Origin of the sequence: Methanosarcina vacuolata Z-761, assembly GCF_000969905.1 — an archaeon.
Lineage (GTDB): Archaea > Halobacteriota > Methanosarcinia > Methanosarcinales > Methanosarcinaceae > Methanosarcina > Methanosarcina vacuolata.
Genome location: NZ_CP009520.1, coordinates 2,229,766 through 2,254,274, shown reverse-complemented (window position 1 = coordinate 2,254,274; position 24,509 = coordinate 2,229,766). Strand labels below are relative to the sequence as shown.

At 39.7% G+C, this 24,509-nt stretch carries 24 protein-coding genes and 1 pseudogene; 8 read left to right on the top strand and 17 right to left on the bottom strand.

The genetic code is table 11. The annotated features are described in order from the left end of the window. Positions 1-126 precede the first annotated feature (126 nt). Together MSVAZ_RS09410 and MSVAZ_RS09405 are read right to left on the bottom strand one after the other, a co-directional pair. Positions 127-564: a hypothetical protein gene (locus MSVAZ_RS09410; RefSeq protein WP_048120474.1), complete on the bottom strand. Its 438-nt coding sequence runs from the start codon at positions 562-564 to the stop codon at positions 127-129. A gap of 328 nt (positions 565-892) precedes the next feature. Next, on the bottom strand, positions 893-1,093 hold the full coding sequence (locus MSVAZ_RS09405; RefSeq protein ID WP_048120472.1) for a hypothetical protein: 201 nt from the start codon (positions 1,091-1,093) through the stop codon (positions 893-895). Between the two features lie 323 nt (positions 1,094-1,416). Between MSVAZ_RS09405 and MSVAZ_RS09400 the strand changes: the two genes are divergently transcribed. Beyond that, positions 1,417-2,190, top strand: coding sequence for a winged helix-turn-helix domain-containing protein (locus MSVAZ_RS09400; protein WP_048120470.1), 774 nt, complete (start codon positions 1,417-1,419; stop codon positions 2,188-2,190). 226 nt (positions 2,191-2,416) lie between these two features. Here MSVAZ_RS09400 and MSVAZ_RS09395 read toward each other — a convergent pair whose 3' ends face one another. Next, complete coding sequence (locus MSVAZ_RS09395; RefSeq protein ID WP_048120468.1) at positions 2,417-2,647, bottom strand: ferredoxin; 231 nt, start codon at positions 2,645-2,647, stop codon at positions 2,417-2,419. 497 nt (positions 2,648-3,144) lie between these two features. Between MSVAZ_RS09395 and MSVAZ_RS09390 the strand changes: the two genes are divergently transcribed. Next, entirely contained in the window at positions 3,145-3,459 is a 315-nt protein-coding gene (locus MSVAZ_RS09390; RefSeq protein ID WP_232316280.1) for a metal-sulfur cluster assembly factor, read from the top strand. 203 nt (positions 3,460-3,662) lie between these two features. Continuing rightward, positions 3,663-4,286, top strand: a complete 624-nt coding sequence (locus tag MSVAZ_RS09385) for a SagB/ThcOx family dehydrogenase (protein WP_198146830.1) — start codon at positions 3,663-3,665, stop codon at positions 4,284-4,286. A gap of 187 nt (positions 4,287-4,473) precedes the next feature. Here the strand turns inward: MSVAZ_RS09385 and MSVAZ_RS09380 are convergent, their stop codons facing one another. The 9 genes from MSVAZ_RS09380 to MSVAZ_RS09335 all read right to left on the bottom strand — a co-directional run bounded on the left by MSVAZ_RS09380 (position 4,474) and on the right by MSVAZ_RS09335 (position 13,474). Continuing rightward, positions 4,474-5,190, bottom strand: coding sequence for a histidine phosphatase family protein (locus MSVAZ_RS09380; protein WP_198146829.1), 717 nt, complete (start codon positions 5,188-5,190; stop codon positions 4,474-4,476). A gap of 120 nt (positions 5,191-5,310) precedes the next feature. Further along, positions 5,311-6,036, bottom strand: a complete 726-nt coding sequence (locus MSVAZ_RS09375) for an HD domain-containing protein (RefSeq protein WP_232316279.1) — start codon at positions 6,034-6,036, stop codon at positions 5,311-5,313. A 329-nt stretch (positions 6,037-6,365) separates the two neighbouring features. Continuing rightward, the gene (locus MSVAZ_RS09370) at positions 6,366-7,130 is read right to left on the bottom strand and encodes an endonuclease III domain-containing protein (RefSeq protein ID WP_048120466.1); all 765 of its coding nucleotides are present in this window, start codon (positions 7,128-7,130) and stop codon (positions 6,366-6,368) included. Positions 7,131-7,659: 529 nt separating this feature from the next. Beyond that, positions 7,660-8,169 (bottom strand): phosphate-starvation-inducible PsiE family protein, encoded by a 510-nt coding sequence (locus tag MSVAZ_RS09365; protein WP_048120463.1) that lies wholly within the window; start codon positions 8,167-8,169, stop codon positions 7,660-7,662. 411 nt (positions 8,170-8,580) lie between these two features. Continuing rightward, positions 8,581-9,996 carry an ABC transporter permease gene (locus MSVAZ_RS09360; protein WP_048120461.1) on the bottom strand — a complete coding sequence of 472 codons (1,416 nt, stop codon included), beginning with the start codon at positions 9,994-9,996 and terminating at the stop codon, positions 8,581-8,583. Positions 9,997-10,030: 34 nt separating this feature from the next. Further along, positions 10,031-11,389, bottom strand: coding sequence for a COG1361 S-layer family protein (locus MSVAZ_RS09355; protein ID WP_048120459.1), 1,359 nt, complete (start codon positions 11,387-11,389; stop codon positions 10,031-10,033). A 543-nt stretch (positions 11,390-11,932) separates the two neighbouring features. Further along, entirely contained in the window at positions 11,933-12,673 is a 741-nt protein-coding gene (locus MSVAZ_RS09345) for an ABC transporter ATP-binding protein (RefSeq protein ID WP_048120455.1), read from the bottom strand. A 179-nt stretch (positions 12,674-12,852) separates the two neighbouring features. Beyond that, on the bottom strand, positions 12,853-13,059 hold the full coding sequence (locus MSVAZ_RS09340; protein ID WP_048123852.1) for a helix-turn-helix transcriptional regulator: 207 nt from the start codon (positions 13,057-13,059) through the stop codon (positions 12,853-12,855). 19 nt (positions 13,060-13,078) lie between these two features. Then, positions 13,079-13,474 (bottom strand): hypothetical protein, encoded by a 396-nt coding sequence (locus tag MSVAZ_RS09335; RefSeq protein WP_048120453.1) that lies wholly within the window; start codon positions 13,472-13,474, stop codon positions 13,079-13,081. A 627-nt stretch (positions 13,475-14,101) separates the two neighbouring features. Between MSVAZ_RS09335 and MSVAZ_RS09330 the strand changes: the two genes are divergently transcribed. Both MSVAZ_RS09330 and MSVAZ_RS09325 read left to right on the top strand, forming a co-directional pair. Next, positions 14,102-14,683, top strand: a complete 582-nt coding sequence (locus MSVAZ_RS09330; protein ID WP_048123851.1) for an MJ0548 connectase family domain-containing protein — start codon at positions 14,102-14,104, stop codon at positions 14,681-14,683. Positions 14,684-15,186: 503 nt separating this feature from the next. After that, a complete protein-coding gene (locus MSVAZ_RS09325) occupies positions 15,187-15,390 on the top strand; it encodes a hypothetical protein (protein WP_156151026.1) in 204 nt (67 codons plus the stop codon). A gap of 285 nt (positions 15,391-15,675) precedes the next feature. Here MSVAZ_RS09325 and MSVAZ_RS09320 read toward each other — a convergent pair whose 3' ends face one another. From MSVAZ_RS09320 to MSVAZ_RS21810, 3 genes are all read right to left on the bottom strand, one after another. Next, a complete protein-coding gene (locus MSVAZ_RS09320) occupies positions 15,676-16,743 on the bottom strand; it encodes an AI-2E family transporter (protein WP_048120450.1) in 1,068 nt (355 codons plus the stop codon). A gap of 112 nt (positions 16,744-16,855) precedes the next feature. Beyond that, positions 16,856-17,383: an LURP-one-related/scramblase family protein gene (locus tag MSVAZ_RS09315; RefSeq protein ID WP_048120448.1), complete on the bottom strand. Its 528-nt coding sequence runs from the start codon at positions 17,381-17,383 to the stop codon at positions 16,856-16,858. A gap of 114 nt (positions 17,384-17,497) precedes the next feature. Continuing rightward, on the bottom strand, positions 17,498-17,581 hold the full coding sequence (locus tag MSVAZ_RS21810) for a hypothetical protein (RefSeq protein ID WP_369799542.1): 84 nt from the start codon (positions 17,579-17,581) through the stop codon (positions 17,498-17,500). Between the two features lie 21 nt (positions 17,582-17,602). Between MSVAZ_RS21810 and MSVAZ_RS21805 the strand changes: the two are divergent. After that, a pseudogene (locus MSVAZ_RS21805) lies at positions 17,603-17,677 on the top strand (hypothetical protein); the annotation flags it as partial. Here MSVAZ_RS21805 and MSVAZ_RS09310 read toward each other — a convergent pair. Beyond that, complete coding sequence (locus tag MSVAZ_RS09310; RefSeq protein ID WP_048120446.1) at positions 17,649-18,809, bottom strand: iron-containing alcohol dehydrogenase; 1,161 nt, start codon at positions 18,807-18,809, stop codon at positions 17,649-17,651. The pseudogene MSVAZ_RS21805 and the gene MSVAZ_RS09310 overlap by 29 nt on opposite strands. A gap of 508 nt (positions 18,810-19,317) precedes the next feature. On the opposite strand from MSVAZ_RS09310, the gene MSVAZ_RS09305 reads away from it, so the two are divergent. Together MSVAZ_RS09305 and MSVAZ_RS09300 are read left to right on the top strand one after the other, a co-directional pair. Further along, on the top strand, positions 19,318-21,393 hold the full coding sequence (locus MSVAZ_RS09305; protein WP_084626114.1) for an amylo-alpha-1,6-glucosidase: 2,076 nt from the start codon (positions 19,318-19,320) through the stop codon (positions 21,391-21,393). Between the two features lie 16 nt (positions 21,394-21,409). Continuing rightward, the gene (locus MSVAZ_RS09300; RefSeq protein ID WP_048123849.1) at positions 21,410-22,429 is read left to right on the top strand and encodes a glycoside hydrolase family 130 protein; all 1,020 of its coding nucleotides are present in this window, start codon (positions 21,410-21,412) and stop codon (positions 22,427-22,429) included. A gap of 263 nt (positions 22,430-22,692) precedes the next feature. Here the strand turns inward: MSVAZ_RS09300 and MSVAZ_RS09295 are convergent, their stop codons facing one another. Next, positions 22,693-24,240 (bottom strand): PKD domain-containing protein, encoded by a 1,548-nt coding sequence (locus MSVAZ_RS09295; protein ID WP_231592583.1) that lies wholly within the window; start codon positions 24,238-24,240, stop codon positions 22,693-22,695. Between the last annotated feature and the right edge of the window lie 269 nt (positions 24,241-24,509).

Sequence of the window (24,509 nt, the reverse complement as noted above, 5' to 3'; positions counted from 1 at the left end):
ACATCATCCGGTGTGCAAATATTGCTTTTCGAATTGATTTCTGCAAAAGCCGGCTGTTAAGTGGGCGAAAATGGGAAGCGGGTTTAAAAATGTGGACAATAAAGGTTCCGGGTAAAGTACGCCTTTTTAATACTTCCCCGTCATCTTCGCAATCGTCCTGTGTATCCCATGTATACTGAACCCGCTTCCGAGGTACATCATCGGGCAGTGTTCGGTCATGCATTCAAGGCCTTCTGTCTTGCAGGTGTCAACAGCTTTTTCGGTTTCTGTTTTCCAGTGGAGCCAGATTTTATTTATGCCTTTCTCCTTCAGGGCAGAGATAAAGTTTCCAGGGTCAGTTATTGTGACGCCCAGTACGGCGCGGTTGAGGCCAGCTGGAAGTTCAGAGACTTTTCTTAAAGAGCCGGGTTCCGGCTTGTCGGAAAGATCAATGACATAGACGTCTTTGCCCCGGTTTTTAAGTTCGGATATGGCCCACTTCATTGCAGGCTTTGTATTATCGGTGACGAATGCATAGGTTTTTGCGTTCCAGAAGTTTTCCCTTTCGGATGTCGTTGGTTCCATCTTGAGTTCCCCCTATTAGATTCTAAGTTAAGTATATCTTCTGGCTCATATAAAAATCACAACGCAGTTTTCAGCCAGCTTCCGACCACCACAGGAAGAGGTTCTGAGATATCAGGCCGGATAATATCTAAATGGTATAAAGAAGTATATAAAGATTAAAAATATAAAAGGAGCGCAGATCCGAATAGGATTCTACTTATTTTTACCTATTTCTGCTTATTTCTACCTATTTCTGCTTATTTCTACCTATTTCTGCTTATTTCTGCTTATTTCTGCTTATTTCTGCCTATTTTTCCTATTTTTGCCTATTTTTACCTATTTATCCTGCTTACTGTCCCTGAAGCTTCTGTCCTGCCGCCTGAAGCGCTCCGCCGAGTGCCTTTGCAAGTTCACAGTTCTGAGAACACTTTGAGGGACAGTTACAGTACTTTGGGACGTTTTCCGCCATCCATTGCCCCAGAAAACCAAATGCTTTGAGCTGATCTTCATTTGCGGTCTGTACGAAATTGTTTATATCCTGTAATTCCATGATTTATCACCAGCATCAGAAAGGTTGTGTATATTTATATACCTGAGCGTCATAATTATATACATACTTCCGATTGTATAGAAAAATGACCTTAAATGAACAAACTTTAATAATCCCTTCACTTATTCCTTCAAATATCAGTCTTAATAAACACCATTAGTAAGCCCTTCAAGTTCAACTTTAATAAATACATTCAATGGTGCCTTCAATTAACAGCATTTTTAGTAACAGTAATTATTGGCCATGATTACAACAAACTTTAACTAAAATAATTTTAATTTTTTATAGTTCAGTTTTTAAAAAGTTTCCGAGGCAAATAAAAAATGGAAATAGCTAACGAAAATTCCGAGACTTATTACCGGGAAGAACTTCACTCTATTAAGGAAGAAGTAACATCCCTGCGGAACGAATTCTCACGGTTTTTGCAGAAGGCAAACCAGCAGCATATTGAAGGGATGATTGAGGAGATGAGAAAGAGCTTCATGAGGCCCATGGTAGACTATCTCTGTGAGGACGCAAGCGATAGGATGCATACCCGGATGACAGCAGACTGTGGGATGCGGGATTTTTGTGAAAAGGCTTTTCGTGATCTCTTGCATGAAACCGCAGGGCTTGTTGGAAGAGGCCGGATCGAAGCTGAAACCATAAAGCTTTATCGGGATAAGCTGGAAGAAGTAAAAAAGGAATCTAAAACCTCAAATTGCAGCAAGTGTTTTTCGGAAGTGACGAATCTTTTTGAAAAGCAGGTCAAACTTATGCGTTCGCTCCAGATCTATGAAGAAAAGAACGAAGAGGAGAAAAAAATAGACATTAGCGAAATCGAGCCCGAAAAACTGGTCACTGAAGTTTGCGAGCCGGTAGCAAACCGACAGCGCCTCTTGATGCTCAAAGCACTTTCAGGGGAAAGCAAAACATTTTCTGAACTTTCCAAACTTACAGGCCTGCGCGGCGGGAATCTGCTATTTCACCTTCAGAAACTCCTTGAAACAGGAATGATTTTACAGCGAAATGAACGGGGAGACTATATCATTACCAGGAAAGGTTACTCTACCCTGCAGGGGCTTTCCAGAATATATTCTGAAATTGAAAATGAATAAAGAAGCAAAAGCCGTGAAAAAGCGATAAAAAACGGTAAAAGAAAGCAATAATTTAAAAAGGAAGTAATAATGAAGAATAGTGGTATAAAAAAGCAATAATGATGTAAAAAGGCAATAATGATGTAAAAAGGCAATAATAATCAATAAAACTAAAAAAAAGCCAGAAAATTGGCTTAAATCAAACAAATTACCAGCCGTTACATCATCTGCTACCTCAGACGATCATTCAGCCGTCATTTCCTATTGCGTTAACCGGGCAGGCTTCTAACGCTTCTTCGCAAAGTTCTTTTTCTTCGTCGTCTTCAGGCTGCTTATATACGTAGGCATTGGATTCGTCGTCATTCATCTTGAAATTTTCAGGTGCAGTATCCACGCAGAGATTACAGGCTATACAGTTGTAGTCACAATAATAAGGTCCTGGAATATTTTCAGCAACTTTATCTGAATTATCGGCTATACTTCACTCCCCCATTGTGTTTATTTCACAATAAGAGTAATTAAGAGGATTTTTATATATAATTTAACGTTTGAAAATGACTTTTTCAGTGAATTAAGTTCCTCGATAATCTATACAGTCCCGTACATCCATGTATTTCGAAAAAAGAGCTGGTTTGGTAACTAGCTGGGTTAGTAACTATCCGTTAGGTTTTTTGTATCTATTCATTAACTTTTTTGCATCTATTCGTTAGCTTTTTTGTATCCTCTAGGACTTACGCACTTGAGAAACAAAATCAACTACGTCAAAGGCTGTGGATTAAAATCACGTTTTAGACAGTTAACGGTCCGATGCTGTTGATTTATCAGTTCAACTGCGTAATTTTTTTTGAATAATTTCACTGCTGGACACAGGTTTTCAAACTGGAGAACAGCCTTTGTTGAGGTTCTGGGAAATTTATTTAATTCTATTCACCTTTTTATTAGATGGAATGCATAAAATTGTTTTAGATCCATAACTTGAGGGGAGATGGTACCATCGTTACGAAAGAAGAAGTTATCGAAGTTCTAAAGACCTGCTACGACCCCGAAATTCCGATAAACATTATTGACCTTGGACTTGTTTATGGGGTAGAGGTAGAAAGGGATCGGGTCCAGATAAAAATGACTCTAACTATGCCTGGCTGTCCTATGGGAGAGCTCATTATAGAGAATGTAAAGCGAAAGGTCGAAGCAATAGAAGGAGTAAAAGAAGCAAAGATCGAGCTCGTTTGGGACCCACCGTGGACTCCTGAAAGGATTTCAGAAGAAGCAATGAAGCGGATTACAAAATAATTAAGGAATAATTAGGAATAATTACGGAAAAGAACTAATTAAGGGATAATTAAGGGATAATTAAGGGATAATTAAGGGATAATTAAGGGATAATTAAGGGATAATTAAGGGATAATTAAGGGATAATTATGGGATAATTAAGGGATAATTAAGGGATAATTAAGGAATAAAAATGTTGTACCAAAAGTATGGGGGAAATAAGTATGGGAAATCAGGGTCTTACAGACCTGCCAATGAAAGTCAAACTGCCTGAGCCAGAAGCTGCGGATAGAAGCCATATCGAGGAACTCATTGCAAAACGAAGGTCTGTAAGAAGATATAAAGACAGGGAACTCTCCGAGTCCGTTATTTCTCGCTTGCTCTGGGCTGCGCAGGGTATAAGTTCTAATGGCGGTTTAAGGACTTCACCATCAGCGGGTGCGCTTTATCCTCTTGAAATTCATGTAGTTACCGGAGAAGATGGAAAGCTTGAACCTGGGGTTTACAGATACATTCCCGAAGGCCATACTCTTGTCCGGGAAATTGACGGTGATATGAGGGAGAAACTTTCAAAAGCTGCTCTCTTACAGCCCATGATAAGAAATGCTCCCGTTTCATTTGTAATCTCCGCGGTTTATCCAAGGATAACAGGCAAATACGGCAGTCGAGGCATTCGTTATGCTCATATGGAAGCAGGGCACGCTGCACAGAACGTATGTATCCTGGGAGTGGAACTCGGGATAGGAACCTGTACAGTAGGAGCTTTTGAGGACGAAGAGGTAAGAAAAGTGCTTAAACTGCCAGCAAACGAAGATCCTCTCTATATTCTGCCTCTGGGTTACATGTGAACCTTTTCCGGCGCCAGAACCATTCGAAGAGTCATTTACGATCAAACTCCTTTCCAGTACCATAATATGTAAAACTGCGAAACCAGAAAAGTGGGAAAGAAAACAGGAGAAAAAAGATCTAAAAAAGATCTAAAAAAGATCTAAAAAAGATCTAAAAAATATCTAAAAAAGGAATTTAAGAAAGAACTTAGAGGTTCTTTTTAGTTTCAGGGCTCATCTCAGAGTTTTCCCGTGTTAGCTTGCCCTCAGAATACTGATATATCGCAAGTTCGCCTGTGGAAAACCTGATTTCCCTGATATCCTCATCGGAAATCCCTTCTATATATTTTACCAGAGCTCTCAGACTGCCCTGGTGGGCACAGACCAGCACATTTTTCCCTGCCTTTACGGCAGGCAGGATTTTCTCCTTGAAATAAGGCACTGCACGTTCGTACACGACTTTGAGGCTTTCTCCTTCAGGTGGGCCTGGCTGAAAGTTCCACCGCCATGAGGCAAGTTTTTTGGCTCCGTATTTTTCTTCTATTTTCTGTTTTTTCCTGCCCTGGAGCTTCCCGTAGTAGCGCTCGTTTAAAGAAGGCGTGAAATAAATCGGAATAAGGTTTTTACCGAGCTTTTCAGGATACGAGTACCAGGCCATTTTCCCTGGATTTTCTTCATTTCCTGTTATCTCATGGACAACAACCCCTGTTTTCTTCTGCCCGGACAATATTAAGAAAAGTGTTTCCTGCGTCCGCACAAGGTTTGAGGCAAAAGCAAGGTCCAGTTCGAACTTTTCAAGCTCTGCTGCACATTGAAGAGCCTCTTCGATCCCTTTCCTGCTGAGAGAAATATCCACCCAGCCGGCAAGCCTTTCCTCGGGCTTTAAGCCAGGTTCTCCATGCCTGACAAGTATAAGATGACCCATTAAAACGATACTCCATATAATCAGTTTCTATAGCCAGGAGCCAGTAAGCAAAGCTAGAAGCCAGTAAGTAAGGCTAGAAGCCAGTAAATATAGTCAGAAACCAGTAAACACTATGGTTTATTACTTCTTCGGTACAGGCCTGAACTCAAGCCGGGTATTGTAGAGAAGATGCCATAGATCGCCTTTCTTTGCCATTCTTTCTGCATCAATTACAGCTCCTTGCCCTTCGATCTCGAATCTGATACTTTGCTTCCCGAAGGTAACTTTTCCAAACCTGCTTTCCATCCTGCTATAATCAAGGGCGTCGGCAAGCCGGACAAGGGCAGCTACTTTAAGGGTGAGGTTCTGAAGATCCTCAGGCATTTTCCCGAAGTCCTTTCCTTTAAGTTTCTCAACTTTCTCTTTACCTACACTCTTTTTATGCAGGAAAGCAGTCCAGGCAACAACAGGCCTGAGTCTTTCGGGCACTTCTAAAGGCGGGTGAAGGAGTAAAATGTTCCTTCCTGCTTTGTGATGGTTTTCAAGATCTGCTGTCACGCCGGCATCGTGAACGAGAGCAGCGATTTCTACCAGGTTCCTCATTTCGGGGTTCAGTCTGTGTATTGAATTAAGAATGTCAAAGAGTTCTAGGGCGTTTCTGGCCACGTTATTGGCATGGCTACGTTCAATTTCATAAATGTAGTAGAGATCTTCCAGAGGCAAAGGCTCGGGACGAAGGGCTTTCCCAGGTTTTTTATCTACTGATAGCCTTGCGCTTGAACCTTCCTCTAGCTGATTACTTCTTGAAGGTTTATTGGCCGAATTCGAATTAAAACCCCCTTTATACACATTTCTTCCTTTATACACATTTCTTATCTGTATTGGTATTAATTAATTTAATATTATTTTTGTCCAAACTTCAAAAATGATATAATGGCTCAAATAAATAAGTACTGTAAACTCTGGAATACTGTGGATAAAGATAATTAGGAGCAATACCTCCGAGACTTTGTTAAAAATGGACAGAAAGATTGCTGACGAAAAAATGTCAAAATACTATGCACCATAAATAAGGCGCCACGACACTATAAATGGCTTCTCACTTACTTGCTGATTCCTCTAAGATATACTCAAATTATTAAAAAAGCTAGTGATGGGCATTATATTCTGAAGTCTCACTAAAAATATATTGAATGTTACAATATACACTTTAGTATCTCATCATTAGTCCAAATGCTTTTTTTCTGATAATATCTCTTTGCATGCTCCACAAGCAGTGCATGATATTCCTGGTAAACAGCCAGGTCTTCAAGCAAATTTTCTTCAAACAGGGCTTTGATTTCATTGTAGCCCGCCTTTTCGTCAACAAGACCCAGGTTTGTCACTATTCTTTTAGTATAAGCATCAACAACAAAAGAAGGCTGTTTGAAGGCATAGAGCAGAATAGAATCTGCAGTTTCAGGACCCACGCCTTTTAAAGAAAGAAGCTCTTTACGTGCAGGAATTCGATCTTCAAGTTCCAAAAACCAGAAGGCAAGATTTTTCAGGCGCACTGCTTTCTGGTTGTAATAACCTGCCGGCCTGATAGCTTCTTTCAGGACTTCCGGGTCAAGGGAAAGAATTACTTCTGGAGAAAAGGAGTGTGTCTGCTTAAGGCTAAGGATATCTTTAAGGTTCAGAAGAGCCTTTTCAACCTGTATCCAGCTCGTGTTCTGCGTAAGCAGAGCTCCACAGATAATCTCAAACTGCTGGTTTCTGGTTTGTGGATAGGTGTAATCTGCGGGGTGATACCCCTGGATAGAGCCGGTTTTTGTGGGATTTGTCCCACCGGATTCACGAAGTTCGGTTAAAGGCCACCAACCCTGAGGGCCATAGGAGCCAAGGAGACAATCGTATATTTTCCTGATAACAGGCTTCAGCCCTTTTTTTTCGGTATTGAGATTTTGAGCACTCTCTTTCATTTAAACATCTCATACTCAAGAATAGTTTAAAACTTTTTATTTCAGGATTAGCCTTTACTACCTTTCTAACTTTCCAGCTTTACTAACTTTCCAGCTTTACTAGCCTTTACTACCTTTCTAACCTTCTGGCTTTCTAGTTTTCCAGCTTTCTAGTTTTCCAGCTTTACTAACTTTACTAATTTTACTTAATCTTCGTAGCCAAAATTTATTCTAAATTTATCCTTACATGTGTGATCAAGACTCAGTACCAAAATCCAGTGATAAACGTGAAATTGAAAATCACTAGATTTTATAATTGGTTATAATCCATTAAATACGTCCTCTCGATGGAAGTCTTTCGATATCAAATATTGAGTTTGATTGAAGAACGAATTCTTCCTGCAAGTTCATGATTTCAATCGAAAAATACAAAAATCACTAGATTTTGGACCAGAGTCGTGATCAAAAAGAAAAAATATTTTATTCTGTCTTCTAGAGGCAGAATATAACACAGCAGAGGCGAGACTGCTCAAACGCTTTAAAAAAGAAATTAATTGCTCTCAGAGGCAGCTTTGCATTTATCTAAGATGGCACTAACACTCTGTTTTGCAGTTTGCCCTTCACTCTGTACATTAGTTGTATCAGCTCCAGGAGCCCGGGATTTTGCGGGGGAATATTTGATAGCAAGCACCCTCATTATACTGAGTACAAACAATAAAGCCGCCAGACTTAAAATAAATTCATATCCGAATTCCTGTGAATAGAGTCCGACTGCAATTTCACGCAGGACTATAAATATTGTGGCATCTGTGATATCCGTAAGCCTGATCCTGTCGTTCTCCTGGTAATCAACAAAAGCTTTGAAAAGGTCAATCACAATAAAAACCGTCAATACACTTGTTACCATGTGACTGAATCCGCTTTCGAGAGACTCAAAAATAATGAGACGGATATCCAGCAAGGTCTTTACCATTCCCATAATTAAAGCCAGCAGTAGTATATAAAGAAAGATTATACTGATACTATCAGTGACCTTTTTAAATAGTTTAATACTATCCATTTTATCTCCTATATCCACTGCTTCTCATATTTTAGGCCATATATATAGTTTTTCATATAATTCTTCATATTTATTCAAGAAATATAGTTTTTGACTTATAATCACCTCTTTTTCTATTCCTTTTTCTATTTCTCTGTTACTTTCTAAGACGATTATTTCAGGTGAAATAATCTCTAGTAAGACATTCTTCTTTTAAACTGTTCATTCCAAACTGTTCATTCCAAACTGTTCATTCCAAACTGTTCATTCCAAACTGTTCATTCCAAACTGTTCATTCCAAACTGTTCATTCCAAACTGTTCATTCCAAACTGTTCATTCCAAACTGTTCATTCCAAACTGTTCATTCCAAACTGTTCATTCCAAACTGTTCATTCCAAACTGTTCATTCCAAACTGTTCATTCCAAACTGTTCATTCATATCTCAGTGCATCCACTGGTTTCAGTTCCGATGCATTCTTTGCAGGCACGAGACCTGCAATCAGACCCACAACTATGGAAACTAAGGTCGAAATAAAGGTAGCTTTAAAGCTGAGGGCGAATTCGAAGGGAGCATTCATTTTTATAGAGATGAAGAAAAGGACCGCCTGCACTGCAACTGTGCCGAGGAGAATACCTATGATTCCGCCTACAAGGCTAATCATTGCAGAATTGCAAAGAAAGATCAGCATTATATCTTGGTTTTTTGCTCCTATGGCTTTCATGATCCCGATCTCTTTAGTTTTCTCAAGGACAGACGTAAACATTGTATTCGCAATTCCTGTAGAGCCTACAAGGAGAGAAATACCTGCAATGAACGCCAGGAAGGCGGTAAGGCCGTTAATCATCTTTCTTGTGCTATCAATTGCTTCTTTTTGAGAATTCACATAGAAGTCCTGGGTATCTTCAGTAACTCTTCTCGAGAGCCTTAGGCTGCGCTCGATATCTTTAATGGCTACTTCATAATCTGCATCTTTTTTGAGTTTAACTTCTATTGTGCTGTAAACATCTGTGCTGTAGTCATCTGTGCTGTAGTCATCCGTTTCGGTCTCAGAAAGGTCTTCGTTGCTGGAAAGGGAATATGCATCCTGGTAAGGCATATATATACTACTCCCGAAAAGTCCTGAAAGACCTCCAAGAATCCCACTACCTGTTGCCAGAATCCCAACTACTCTGTACGATTTGCCATTCAATAGAACTATCTCGTTAATCCTGATTTCCCTCTCGAAAGTTTTCTTTGCTAGCTCATTTGAAAGAACCACAACGTTCCTATCTCCGGTTTCCAGCATTCGGCCCTTCTCTACATCCTTTTTTGAGATTTTAGGCCAGACAGCTGGGTCCACGCCTGTCACCCAGACATCGGTACTCTCGGCTCCTATCTTCATTTCTGCGCTTTTTTCAACATTAACGTTGATATATTCGATAGCCGGAATGCGGCGCAGGGTAAGTATATCCATATTTGTAAGTTGAGGTTCCGTCATCTGTTCAAAATCGACAGTATCAGATGTATTGATCTGAGTTTCCTCTTCACTTTCTCCGTTCTCTTCGGTCTCTACAGTTGTCTCCAGGCTATCTTCAGAAACTTCTGAACTTCCTTCCGTATTTTCCGAGTCAACTACTACAGATTCTTCATCGTTTACCTGGAAGGGAGTTGAGGCTACGATTGTGATGATATCACCACCGAAGCCTTCCAGAGTTTCAGTTACCTCTTTCTCAAAATATTCCCCAGTAGTGACAATCGCCATTACCGAGGCAATGCCTATTATTATCCCTATTATAGTCAGCCAGCTCCTCAGCTTATTGGCTTTGACCATACTAAAGGCAATTTTTAAAATTTTTCCCGGTTTCATGGAACACAGACTCCATTTTCCGCGTTCTTTTGATTTACTTGTCCGGGTCATCGAACTTTATTTTGTTAAGCTCATCTTCCTGTGCGTTCTTCATTTGGATCTTCTTTTGACGTTTTTTGTAGATGACAGCGCCCGCTACACAGACGAGTATAAGTAATCCGATATACATCAGTGAGCTAGAATTACCCCCTTCCGATTCATCGGACTCGGCTGATGGGGTAAAAGACGAAGAATAAAGAGGGAGCTCTTTTTCCAAAGTCTGCCTTATTCCGTCATTTGAGGTATAGCTAATTTCAAATTTAATAGGAAGTTCTTTATTCATTGCTACCGGCTTCAGGTCGAAATCGGCAATTGTATTGTCTCCTTTTTGAAGGTTCCCAAGAACTACTGAGTTACTGCTACCACCCGTAACAGTCCAGTTTGCCTGTGAGGGGACAGAAATCTTGACTGAGTTTGCCGCGTTGTTTCCGATGTTCGAAACCGTAAAAGTATAAGCTCCTGTCGGACTTCTTTCCATAAATGCGATATCGAAATCAGTGGTGCCTCCTACATAGACTCCTGCCTTGCTTGTGATCTCTTTTCGCTTCTGGTTTTCTACAGTGCCCGCTTCCGTTATAGTCTGAAGTTCTTCGACATCATCATAGGTGAGCACCATGTCCAGCTTATAAAGTCCCGGCTTTGTATTGACGTTTGTCAGGACCTGAAAGCTGACATTCTCAGTGTCTCCGATGTCAATCAAGTTAATGTGCTTAACATTGCTTGCTCCGACAGGCAGGATCACATCATTAGTACAGTCCCAGGAAAACATCGCATTCTTCAGAGGAGAATTTCCCACATTTTTTATGCCGAAAACAAGATTGGTTTTCTGCCCTGGCACCATTTTTTCGACACTGATATATTCTATTTCAGCGTTTGATTCGCTATCAATTTCAATATCAAAATCTTTTGTAAGAGTAAGCCGGCTGTCGTCCTTAGTTGCGTAAACGTATACTTTTAGAGGATATGTGCCTTCATTGACATTGTTTTCAATCCCCAGCTTGAATTTTACGACCTTCTGACGGTTATCTGCATAGCGTTTTCCCAGAGTGCCTATATCCTTTACAAGCGTCTCGCCGGCAAGAGCCTTGAAAGGGTACTCTGGCTTGATTTCCAGAACACAGTTCTCCAGATCCTCATATCCCGTGTTCTGAATCGAAAGCCTGATTTCAAGGACATCTCCGGGTTCTACCGGGTCAGGGTCCTGGTTAAGCAGATCCAGAGTTAAGCCTTCATCAAGTCCCGAACTAATATTGGAGGTGCTCTCATCTTCTGAAGTATCTTCCGCCAGGGCAGGGGGAACGCAAAAGAAAAAAAGCAAGAGCAAGCAAATAAAACCTGTAAGTTTAAAACCCATCTCAATTCCTCATTTTTTACTTTTTTCATAACTCTAAAAATGTCCAAAAAGGTTTTATCGGGCGTACATGGTCCGAATAGAGTTTGGTATGATTTGAATACTGAAATAATCCAAATAATCTGAAATAATCCAAATAATCTGAAATAATCCAAATAATCTGAAATAATTCAAATGATCTGAAATAATTCAAATAATCTGAAATAATTCAAATGATCTGAAGTAATCCAAATAATCTGAATAATCCAAATAATCTGAAATAATTCAAATGATCTGAAATAATTCAAATGATCTGAAGTAATCCAAATAATCTGAATAATCCAAATAATCTGAATAATCCAAATAATCTGAATAATCCAAATAATCTGAATAATCCAAATAATCTGAAATGATCTGAATTTAATCTGAAACAATCATAGCTAAACCTGATGTTTTTAATTAGTCTTAGTAGTTGTAATTTAGTCTTAGCCTTTAGTTTAGTCTGCAATACAAACTTAGATTGAATATAAGTTGGATCTATTCTAAAACCGCTCCATAGTTTTCCTCTCAGGTCTCGGTCTCCAGCATCCTTTGTTGAGTTTCTGGGTCAATTTTTTCTTCATTCATTTCATCCCTGATGATTTTACCATCCTTCAGTTCGATGTGCCTGCTTGCATATTTCGCAAGGTGCAGGTCATGAGTAACCATAACAATTGTTTTTCCTTCTTCTTTCCAGAGCCTGTATAAAATTCCCAGTAATTCTTTTCCGGTAACACTGTCCAGAGCTCCTGTTGGCTCATCTGCAAGAATGATTTCAGGGTTACAGGCCAGAGCTCTTGCAATCGAGACTCTTTGTTGCTGGCCACCTGAAAGTTGAGAGGGCTTATGTTGAATTTTATCCGAAAGCCCTAAAAGCGAAAGCATTTTCTTTGCTCGTTTTTCTGCCACCCTGTCATCAATTTCCTGGATTTCCAGGGGCAAAAGCACATTTTCAAGAGCTGTCATGGCAGGAATCAAGTTGTACTGCTGGAAAACAAACCCAATTGTTCTGCCTCTCAGGGCTGCAAGATCCGATTCTTCAAGGCGAGCTATATTCCGGCCTTTCAGGAAAATCTTACCTTTTGTAGGGGTGTCAAGGCAGCCAACAAGGTTCATCATCGTGGACTTTCCACTTCCGGAGGGCCCAATTATTGCAACGAACTCTCCTTTTTTGAACTCCACGTTCACATCTCTGAGGGCATTGACCTGGACTTCTCCCATTTGATAAATTTTCCAGACATTCTGAAAGGCTATAAGTATATTTTCCATGTTTTCTCCTGCAAAACTTAGCAAACTTATTATAATATTAAATTATTTAAAAGTTTATCTTGATTTTTTTTAAAACGGCATACCTATTTATAGAAAAATAAAAGAAAATATAAACTTCAATTAATGAAAAAATACAAAAGTTCTAAAAATACTGTGAGGACGAAGGTATTTTTTAGGACTCATTCGAAATCCGAATCTTCAAAAAGAAACAACTCGTCGATTGTGGTGTCCAGGCACCTTGAGATCCTATATGCAAGCTTTAGTGAGGGGTTGTATTTTCCTTTCTCAAGAAAAACAATGGTTTCTCTCCTGACACCTACCATTTTTGCAAGGGCTTCCTGAGTAAGGTCATGCCTGGCTCGGAATTCCTTGATTCTTGTTTTCACGGTTTGCCCTCCGAAAGCCTTACTCAATGTCGCCTTTTCGCATGAAATACCACCTGAAAACGTTTGCTGAAATGATCATGAAGATAAGAAGTATACCAAGCACGCTTCCAGCAGTAAACTCAACCATTTTGAAGTAGTCCGCCAAATAGAACACTGAAATGAGTACCAGTGTCAGAAGCCAGGAATAAGTTATCCCATAAGCTGCTAGTTTTTTTGTCCTTTCATCCCTATCTGGAAAGTCACCCTGCCTGAAGAACCTGAAAGCTGTTAGAATAAAGAGAATTAGCCCCATGCTGATTAGAAAACTTGAAGCCAAAGCTTCATGTTTATAACAAGTTGCTGATACTATTCCAGCAAGCAGAATAATAACTCCTAAAGCAAGCTTGTACATATATATCTTTTTTATATTTTTCATAGCTATCCCTTTGAATAATCTTGATTTCAATAAGCGTAGCCTAGTGGAGTCTATTTTATTTTACATTACCACGGTATTGTTTCTTATTTACAACATATTATTAGATATTAATAACATTTAATTAATTATCTCTAACATTTAGTTAGATATAGTTAACATATATTAGATCCATATAACATATATTCATATTTAAAGTTTATCAAAAAAGAAATCTTAGCCCGGAGTCAAAATCAAACTTTCTTTCTTCTTTTTTCTTTTTTCTTTTATCTAGCTTTTTCTGAAAATGTCCTTCTCACATTTGATCTGCTAGTTGAGTCAACAGTAAAATGTCGTATAAAATCAATTGCAATTATCCATAACTATTGAATTCTTAATGATTGACTCGACACCAGACTATCCTGACAAATGTTCTGACAAAGCTACAAAGCATAATACAAGGCATATTTTATGCGCTGGTCAGAGCCATAGAAAGCCCACAAGACATTTATTTCGATACAACTAGAAGAATATTCCAGTAGATGTAAGATCAGAAATAGCTGAAGTGGATCAAAAACACAAATGGCTTATAAGGCAGAAGATCCCTTAAAATGCAGAATATTTTTTATACAGGTTCTGGAGCGGATTAAAATGACCCTTGTTATCGCTTTTATCGGGAAGAACGGTGCAGTAATGACCGGAGACCTGCGGGAAATAACTTTTGAAGGAGAGAAGCAGAACAGAGAAAAGCTTGAAAAAGATCTTTACAACGGGACAATAGTCACGGATGACGAGCTCGCAAAAAAAGCCCGAGAATTCGGGGTCGGCATAACTGTTACGGACTGCAAAAGCAAGATCTCGGAAAGAGACGGCATTTTAATAGGGGAAGTATCCTCAATTGAAGGCGGGGTCACCAAAAAAAGAAGGCTGTACGCCTCAGCCGGGAACCACGCAATTGCCGAGATCAGGGATTCCGAGATAACTTTAACCTCACACACAAAGGGAAGTAATTTAATAGTTCTCGGGAACGATTTCACAAAGCAGGTAGCCAATAAGTGCTTCAAAGACAACTGGACGAAGAAGAGCACTTTTCAGGATGCCATCAAAATTCTCATTCTCTGTATGGAAACTGCAGCAAGGAAAACCGCGTCTGTGAGCAAGCAGTTCTTTTTGATTCAGACTACTTCAAACGTTGATGTTTTAAAAATTGTAGAGAAGGACCGAAATAACTGAAAAAGCAGAAGAAATAACCGAAAATAAATCCAGCTATTCTTATAAGTCCAGCGGATATCGAATTGAAAATAGTGTTATCCATAGGGAATGAATAAGAACCAAAAAACCAATAAATTTATATTGGTTTCTGCAGATTATTATATACGCGAATAAGATCTGTTAGAACAGGTGTTAAAACGGTAGGAAAATTCTACACTACTTTTATATTATAAAAATTCGCGAGCAATACCAAAACACACATGAAATTCTTCGAATAACAGGCACAAAGAAATGCAGGTACTTGAAAGAACTTTCGTGCTAAATGAAAGTACTTGAAAGAACTTTCATGCTAAACATAAATAAAAACATTACTGCAAATTGCAGACAGAATTGTTTGTTGATACATATGCTGAAAAGCATCTGTCATTTAAGCTGAAATAATTGAGCCATCTATATTTGCTTCTTTTTTTGGGTGGTTGTTCGGAAACAGCATATTGTATCATGGAATTATAGAGTTGATAGATATGGAAATGGAAAAAAAGAGCTTTTTAAAATCACTAGGATTTAGGCGAGAAATTAAGATAGTTGCAAAGTGTACATGTCCGTTATGTGAGGAGAGAGTAGACGAAGACGAATTCCGAAGCGAAGCGTTTGTCAAGGAATTCAAGATTTCAGGACTGTGCCAGGGATGTCAGGACACGGTTTTTGGATACAGGGTAGCATGGTGATCAATCAATTACCCTACATAAGGTATTGAAAATCCCTGTTTAAGGTGGCAAACATGGATTTTGATTTACCTCTACATTTTATTCCTCACAGAAAAAGTTTCATATTTTTTCACTAATTTCTTGTTTTTACTCTTCTTTTCAGATTCGACAGTGATCTCTTATTTCTTGTTCATATTTTCAGATTCGACAACGATTTCTTATTTCTTGTTCATATTTTCGGATTCGATATCGATCCTGATTTGAAGAAAATTTCCACAAAAGTTTACTTTTGAAGAGTCCATTTCCTCAACTTTCTTCAGTTTCTTCAATCGGACCCATCAATCTGGCCAGCCATTTTGTTTCCTCAAAGCTTTCAAGTATAATCTTCAAAACTATTGTAAGCGGTATTGAAAGCAGCACACCTGCAAGTCCAAACACGAAATTCCAGTAGAGAAGAGCAAGAAACAGGAAAGCAGGAGATAGTTGCAGGCCTTTTCCCATAAGTGATGGAAAAAGAACATTTTCTGCAAGCGCGTCCACAGCAACAATAATTAGAATGACTGCAAGAGCACCTAGAGGCCCATACTTAAAAAGCGCAAGCATTATTGGAGGAACAGAAGCAATAACCAGACCAATATAGGGAATATAACTTAACAGAAATATGAGGACTCCCCAGAGAATAGCATAGTCAATGCCTCCGATGAAGAGGAGGAGAGCAATTGTAATACCAGTTATAAGGTTTATTTCTGCTCTTATGACAATGAATTTTACCAGCTTCTTGCTAAATTTACTTATCCTCAAGCGGAGTTCGGACTGCTTTCCAATTTCCGAGTCTACTTTTTCAGAAGTATTGGCGGCATCAATTAGCAGAAATGCTGCTGTAACAATAATAATTCCGACTGTTGCTCCAGCATTCACAATTCCGTTAACGGTATTTGCCATGAGAGAAATTGTTATCGACACGATACTACGGAGAATCGACTGTATGGAAAATTCTTCATATGAAGGGATATATTTTGTAAGGTTATTCGCCAATTCAGTCAACTGAGCTTGATAACTCGGGATCTGATTTCCAAACTGCAATGCTGCTTCAACAACTATTACCCCAAGAACCAGGATAATTAAAGTAAATAGTAAGATTACCAGAATAACACTCAGTGTACCTGGAATCCCTCGTTGTTTTAGCCAGCGGACAAGTGGAGTAAAGATCAGTGCAGTAAACACAGAGAAAAAGACTACTGTAAGTATTGATGCAATTTCCCGCATCCCTATTGTCAAAATAACGGCAGCGGTGCTGTAAAGTAAAATTTTAGCGGGTACTGAGTGATCATTTGAATTTATATTTTCATCCCCCCTATATTCTTTCGCAGTCATCCATAGAAATTTGTGCCCTGCTTTTTCCTCCTATAGAAGTAACATCTGTCAAATCTATCAATATTACTTGCCTTAGCACAGCTATATCTTTTAGCTCTTCTCAGGCCAGGATTCAGTCCTCATGTGCCATTTGATCGAGTGCAGCTGTAATCGCCAGAATGAATGCATTGTCCTGTCCAGGTTCGATTTCCACTCCATAGGTATCCCGGATGTGGAACCATTTTTTCGAGATTTCTGCAATTCTCTCTCCTTCAACATCAATTCGATACTCATGATCAAGAATATCGCCTTTTAATTTCATCTCCGGCCCATCCGAAATTTCAACAGTCCAGCTGTCCCTCAAAATATTAATGAACGATTTTTTAATTGTTGCAGCCAGGCCGTCATCTACTCGCGTTATATCCATTGTATCCCTTATTTTTAGTAACCTCTCCTGAATTTTGTAAAGATCTCTTCCCTGTGAATCCTTTAAAATCAGAGTGTTTCGGAGACGAAATGCCTTACCGTCAACATAAAATTCTCGTTTTCCTTCTTCATTCTCGATCCAGTAATCATCTCCAATGGAAACAAGTTTTTCGTGCATTCTGTATATGTGCTTTTTTTCTTCGTCATGGCCTTCATGGCCGCCAAATAGTTTCATCAAGAATCATTCTCCTTATTTATTCAATCTCAAAACCTTCTCTTGAAGACGCAATTTACTGATCTTATCATAAAACAAAGAAGGATAATAATAGTTCGTTTTTTGGCAAGATAGTTAACAATTTAAAATCTCAATTTCAGGTGTTCTTTCCAGGCATGCTCTTTCCAGGTTTGAGTTTTCTAGAGTTACTCTCTCCAGAATTGTTCTCTCCAGAATTGTTCTCTCCAGAATTGTTCTCTCCAGAATTGTTCTCTCCAGGCATTTTTCACATGGCCTTTCTGTATATTTCGATAATATCTTCCTTTGAAAGTTCTCTGGGGTTTGTCAGGCGGCAGACATCCTGCATTGCATGTTCAGCCAGGATTTCGAGATCTTCTTCCTTTGCGCCAAGTTCTTTTAAGCCAGAAGGAATTCCTATATCCAATGCAAGTTTCCTGATGGCTTCTATAGCTCGGTCTGCAGCTTCTTCATAGCTTAATCCCTCCACTTTTTCTCCCATTGCCCGAGCAATATCGGCAAAACGTTCCGGAACGACCTTCTTGTTGTATGCTTCCACATACGGAAGAAGAATCGCGTTGCAAACCCCATGAGGAAAGTTATAAAGCCCCCCTAGCTGGTGCGCCATAGAATGTACATAACCAAGGCTTGCATTGTTAAAAGCGATACCTGCGAGGTATTCGGCATGTGCCATCATATCCCTGATCCCCACGTCTTCTCCGTGGGCAACGGCTTCACGTAAATATTTTGAGATAAGTTCTATGGATTTAATAGCAGCTGCATCTGTTGTAGGCGTTGCCATGGTAGAAACATAAGCTTCAACTGCATGGGTTAAAGCGTCCATACCGGTTGCAGCCGTAAGTGCAGGCGGCATGCTTACCATGAGTTCAGGGTCGTTAACTGCAATATCAGGAGTAATGCGCGGGTCGACGATTGCCATTTTGATATGCCGCTTCGTATCCGTAATAATTGTGAAACTTGTCATCTCACTCGCAGTGCCAGCAGTCGTATTTACTGTGATAAGTGGAGGAGTTCCTTTTGTAACTTTTCCTACGCCTTCATAGTCATTGATCAATCCACCGTTATATACTACAATTCCAATTGCCTTTGCGCAGTCCATAGGGCTTCCTCCTCCGACAGCAATTATTATGTTGCAGTTCTCTTTTCTGTAAATATCCGCTCCTTCCATAACTGAAGTATCGGTCGGATTTGGGTCTGCTCCTGGAAAGATGGTGCCTTCCAGACCTGAATCTTTAAGAATTTTGTAGATGTTCTGTGCAAGCTGCTCTCCATGCTTGCTTTTGCCGGAAACTATAAGGGCTTTTGTAGCTCCAAGGTCTTTTGCATGCTTGCCGATCTCTTTTACGCAGCCAGCCCCCATCAGGGCTACTTTTGGGTTTAGATAGATATATGTCCTGTTTTCGGTCATTATTTATACTCCCCCTGATAACTCTTTTTAGATACCTCTAAACAGATCTTTATGAATTTTTTATTGAAAACTCAAAATATTAATGGAAATCATTTTTCCCGGTAACTAATAAAGTTTTGCTCCGTGACAGAATTTTTGAAGCCGTGATCAAAAGTTATGAGAGTAAAGTGTTTATCCCGAAATCATTTCGCTTTTTTAATTTCTTTTATTACAATGATCTGTCATATACAGGTGACCACCATTTCGCTTCAACTTCGAAGTTGTTTCATTTTATAGAATCATTCTACATTACCAAAATGAAACTTAAAATACTCATATAGATATAAATCCAAGTATAAATATTAGTGTAAATGAAAATACAAATATAAATATAACTACATATATAAATTTTAAAATATATACAAGCGAGAGAACTGAAAAACATACAAAAAAGAGCCAATAGCTCCGGATAAGCTTGTTTTTTTCTAAACGTATAGCTATTTAATAAATCAATCCTAATTAAATATACATGAGTGGGATCAGGCTTGGGGCAGATTGTCTTTCAACATACGAAGAAGGAATAAAAAGAGAGTGGATTATAGGAAACGGACTTGGAGGATATGCTTCCTCTACTGTTATCGGGGCAGGGACCAGGACTTACCACGGGCTGCTTGTGGCTGCTCCAGAGAACTCACCAGGAAGGTTTGTACTGCTTTCTTCTCTTGATGAGGAAATCTCTACTGATGAAGAACTTTATAAACTTGCCGTCCATAAATTTACAGATACTGTTTCTCCCACGGGCTTCAATTGCCTTTCCGAATACGTTCAGAACCCATTTCCTCTCTGGGTTTACCAGCCTGGCGATTTTACCGTGAAGAAAAAAGTCTTCATGGTCCATAACAGTAACACGACCTGTATTCTCTATGATATCGAATCCATAACAGAAGAAGCTTTACTGAAAATATTTCCGTTGATAAACTCAAGAGACTTCCATTACACTGCTCGCTCAGGATACCTTTCTTTTTCTCAGAAAGCTTATCCAGAGGGAGTAGATCTGGAGAGTTCTAATGGTTTTACCTTCTCTCTTTCATCCAACCTTGAATATCATTCTGATCCCAGGTGGTACTATAACCTGGAGTATGATGCTGAAAAGCAAAGAGGGCTTAACTATCAGGAAGATAATTTCAGTCCTGGCTATTTCGAAGGCAAACTCAAACCTGGAACTTCTCGTTTCTTTATCATTGCTTCAACAGACGACATTCCTCCTCTTAACCTCAGGAAAGTTGATGAACTCTATAAAAGGGCAGTAAACCGACAGAACCTCCTTATTCTCAATTCCAGGCTTACAGATCCCTTTGCTCTTAAACTTCTCAGGGCGACGGACACTTTTACAGTGAAGAATCCTTTTTCAGGTGAAAATACTATAATTGCAGGATATCACTGGTACTCTGACTGGGGAAGGGATACCATGATCTCTCTGACTGGCCTGTATCTAATTCCTTATCGTCATGAAGAGGCCAGGTCCGTTCTCATGAATTTTGCTAAATATTGCAGGAAAGGCTTAATTCCCAACACTTTTCCGTCTTTTGGAGGAGAGCCAGTATATAATACGGTAGACGCTTCTCTCTGGTTTATCCATGCTGTTAGCCGCTATTTTGCATATACGGGCAACTTTCTTTTCCTCGCAGATATCTGGGACACTATAGAGGCTATTATAGATAACTACCGTAAAGGTACGAACTTTGGAATCTGCATGGATTCTGATCATCTTATTCAACAGGGGCCTCAATTAACCTGGATGGACGCTAAAATTGGAGAGCGGGCAGTAACTCCAAGAGCAGGTAAAGCCTGTGAAATCAATGCCCTCTGGTACAACGCCTTGAAAATTGCTTCCAGCCTGGGTACTATTCTTGGAAAAGAGGTCTTTTTATATGAGATGCTTGCAGATGGTGTTGCCTCAAATTTTGAAAGCACTTTCTGGAACCCGGAAACTAACTGTCTCTTTGACCTTGTATGTCAGGATGAAGCCGGAAACGAGGTTAAAGACCCTGCAATTCGCCCCAATCAAATCTTCGCAGTAGCTCTTCCTAATACCATGCTCCCCCCTGATAAAGAAAAAGCGATTGTGGACAGAGTTGAAAAAGACCTTTTGACGCCTTTTGGGCTTAGAAGTCTTTCGAGTGATCATCCTTTATACAAAGGACAGTATCACGGGGATGCATTCACCCGAGATACAGCTTATCATAACGGGACAGCCTGGCCCTGGCTCCTTGGCGCTTATGTGAGAGCTTACCGGAAAGTTAACAATTATTCCAAAAAGAGTCTTGAAGATATGAGGGCTCTCCTTGAGGGCTTTGACACGCATTTCGAAACCGCAGGCTTTGGTACCATTTCCGAAGTTTTTAATGGTGATTATCCTCATTCTCCAGGCGGGTGCATAGCTCAGGCCTGGAGCGTTGCAGAAATTTTTAGAGCATATGTAGAGGATGTGCTTGAGGTCAGGCCACTTTTAAGCACAATATCCCCGGTAGTCTTAAGCACAATATCCCAGGAAATGGATATGATGAGCTTCTCATCTATGAAGATAAATGAGAAAACAACATAAGCTGAAGGGGAATAATATGACCTGGAAAGACCATGGGGAGCTATTTATACGGTCTAGAAAAAATCCAATACTTACGGTTGAAGACTGGCCTTATAGAGCCAATTCAGTATTTAACCCAGCAGCTGCCATAATCGATGGTAAAATTCTGTTGCTGGTCAGGGTTGAGGACCACAGGGGTTTTTCTCATTTTACAGTTGCAAGGAGTGAAAACGGAATTGATGGCTGGGAAATTGACAGTGAGCCAACCTTTTTTCCGGACCCCGCAAATTATCCTGAAGAGATATATGGCATTGAAGACCCGCGCATAACTTACATCGATGAGATGGGAAAGTGGGCTATAGTATATGTGGCTTTTTCGGATAGTGGCCCTTTGCCAGCTCTTGCCTTTACCGAGGATTTTCGTAACTTTGACCGAGCAGGACCGTTGATGCCTCCAGATAATAAAGACGCTGCCGTTTTTCCTGTAAGGTTTAACGGCAAATGGGCTATATTACACAGGCCTGCGCCTACTACTCACACTTTGAAGGCTAATATCTGGATCTCCTTTTCGTATGATATGAAATCCTGGGAAAAACCCGAAGTTCTTCTATATGCCAGAGAAGGTGGATGGTGGGATGCTTATAAAATCGGTTTATGCCCGCAGCCGCTCCGTACACCTGAAGGCTGGCTAATTATGTACCATGGAGTACGCCAGACGACCTCCAAAATTAGTTACAGGCTCGGGCTGGCTCTTCTTGACCTTGAAGATCCCACAAAAGTGCTCCGCAGGTCGGAAGGCTGGATTTTCGGGCCTCGTGAGCCATACGAACGCAGTGGAGATGTCAATGACGTTGTTTTTCCCTGTGGATGGGTCGTAGTAAACGATGAACTCCGCATTTATTACGGAGCTGCCGATACCTCGGTATCAGTTGCCAGCGCAAAATTTAGCGATATTATGGAGTATATCTGCGGATGCCCTGGAAAACAGTGCCCTGAAGAATACTGCAGGCGGTTTGAAGAAAATAGGGGAAAGACTGTTGATCTGAGAAGAGGATAAATCTGGAACTGGATTTGGATTGTCTACTGAAAACCATAATCCTGTATATTTAGTTTTAACATTGATATGGAAGAAACCTAATGTTTAATGCATCCTCTCTACTGTTTTTCTAACTCTATGCCGGATCGCGCAAGAAAAGGTGTAGAATTAGATATGTTTTATCTCAAGCCTGATGGTACTGGTTTAACCATCTACCTATCTTCAATTTAGTCTCACATAGGCAAACATTATAAAAAGTTCCCCACTCCTTTTATGTTAACCTTTTATTTGTTTTCAGAATATATACCAGGTCTTGTATCTGTTGTCACTTTTATGAAATTTGTCTTCGTTATAGTATTGCTGCCTGCGGCATTGCTTACTGTAAGCGTAATCTTATAGTTTCCTTTCTGTGTATACTGATGTGTTGGATTCTTTTCTCTTGAAATTGTTCCATCTCCAAAACTCCATTTCCATTTAGTTGGTGTTCCTGTACTCTTGTCAGTAAATTTAACTTTTAATGGTGCTTTTCCGGAGGTAGGAGATGCAGAGAATGCAGCAACAGGTTTTGTTATCACTATTATATAATCTGTTTTTGTTACCTTGTTACTGCCTTTAGCATTCTTTACTGTTAAGCTAACAGTATAACTCCCTACTTTGGAATACTTATGCGTGGGATTCTGGAGGTATGACTTTGACCCATCTCCAAAGTTCCAGTACCAGGAAGTTGGGGATCCAGTGCTTGTGTCAGTAAATTTAACGTTTAATGGTGTTTTTCCTGAAGTAGGAGAGGCAGAAAAATCAGCAACTGGAAGGCTTGGGCCATAACTGAGAGTAGCCATGTAAATACCTCCTGGATTGCGACCGTCCTCCCACACTATTCTGTCCCCGTAGATGGCAGGCCTGCCCTGATATGATTCATCAGTAGTTATCTGGGTTTCCGTAGAAGTAGAGAGGTCATACATGTAAATATCATAGTTATCATTTCCTGCCCAGGAGTTACGACCATCAGTCCACACTATCCTGTTACCATAGACTGCAGGTAAGAAATTTTCGATATACTCGAAAGAGGGACCTGGTTCGGTGGGATTGGAGATATTATACATATTAATAAGGTATTCTCCCATTCCATCTTCATACATCCATACGATCCTGTCCCCGTAAATCCTGGGATCATGACTCTGGAATTCCTCTTTAAAAATGCAAGTTTCCTTTTTAGTGGAAAGATCGTACATGAAAATATCGAATCTATGATGATCTATATTGCGATTGTCTTCCCACACAATTTTATCTCTGTATATATCGGGATATTCCTGTGTTGATTCATTAGTTGTTATCTGGTATTCGGTGCAGGTAGAAAGATCGTACATGTAGATATCCCAGTTTCCATCAGCCCAGTTACTTTCGTCCAGGCTTCCTCCATTGCGGCCATCCATCCAAACAATCCTGTTGCCATAGATTCTGGGCCTCAATGTTTTTCCACTGGTTGTAATCTTACTTTCCTTTTTAGTGGAGAGATCGTACATGTAGATATCCCGTTTTCCATTTTGATCATCATCCCAGACGATTCTGTTTCCGTAAATAGCGGGGTTGATCTGATTTGATTTATTGGTGGTAATACGGGTTTCCTTTTTAGTGGAAAGATCATACATGTAGATATCCCAGTTTCCATTGCGGTCATCCTGCCAGACTATCCTATCCCCGTAGATAGCAGGTGCTGATCCGCTGGTACTGATCTGGGTTTCAGTGATCAGTGGTGAATTATTTTGTGCGGTTGCTGCCGATGCTGTAGATATAACGAAAATTAGAAAAATCAAAGCTGCTAATGCTAACATTGTTGAATGCAATTTTTTGTTAATTTTCATTATCTTATTCCTATGTCTTCCTTTTATATTTAATATAAAAAATGTTAATACTTTGGTTATTTAAATTTTTAAACTTTCTCGTTCGAAGACTCTGTTCCAAAAAAAATAATCCCAAAATAAAAAGAAATAACACCGGAGATCTTCACTTTCTGAAATCTGAGGGCATTATCCGATAGCGTTATATTTCTTTCATGTGAACAAATTTATAATGTAAATGGAGATATTTTTAAATTTTCAGT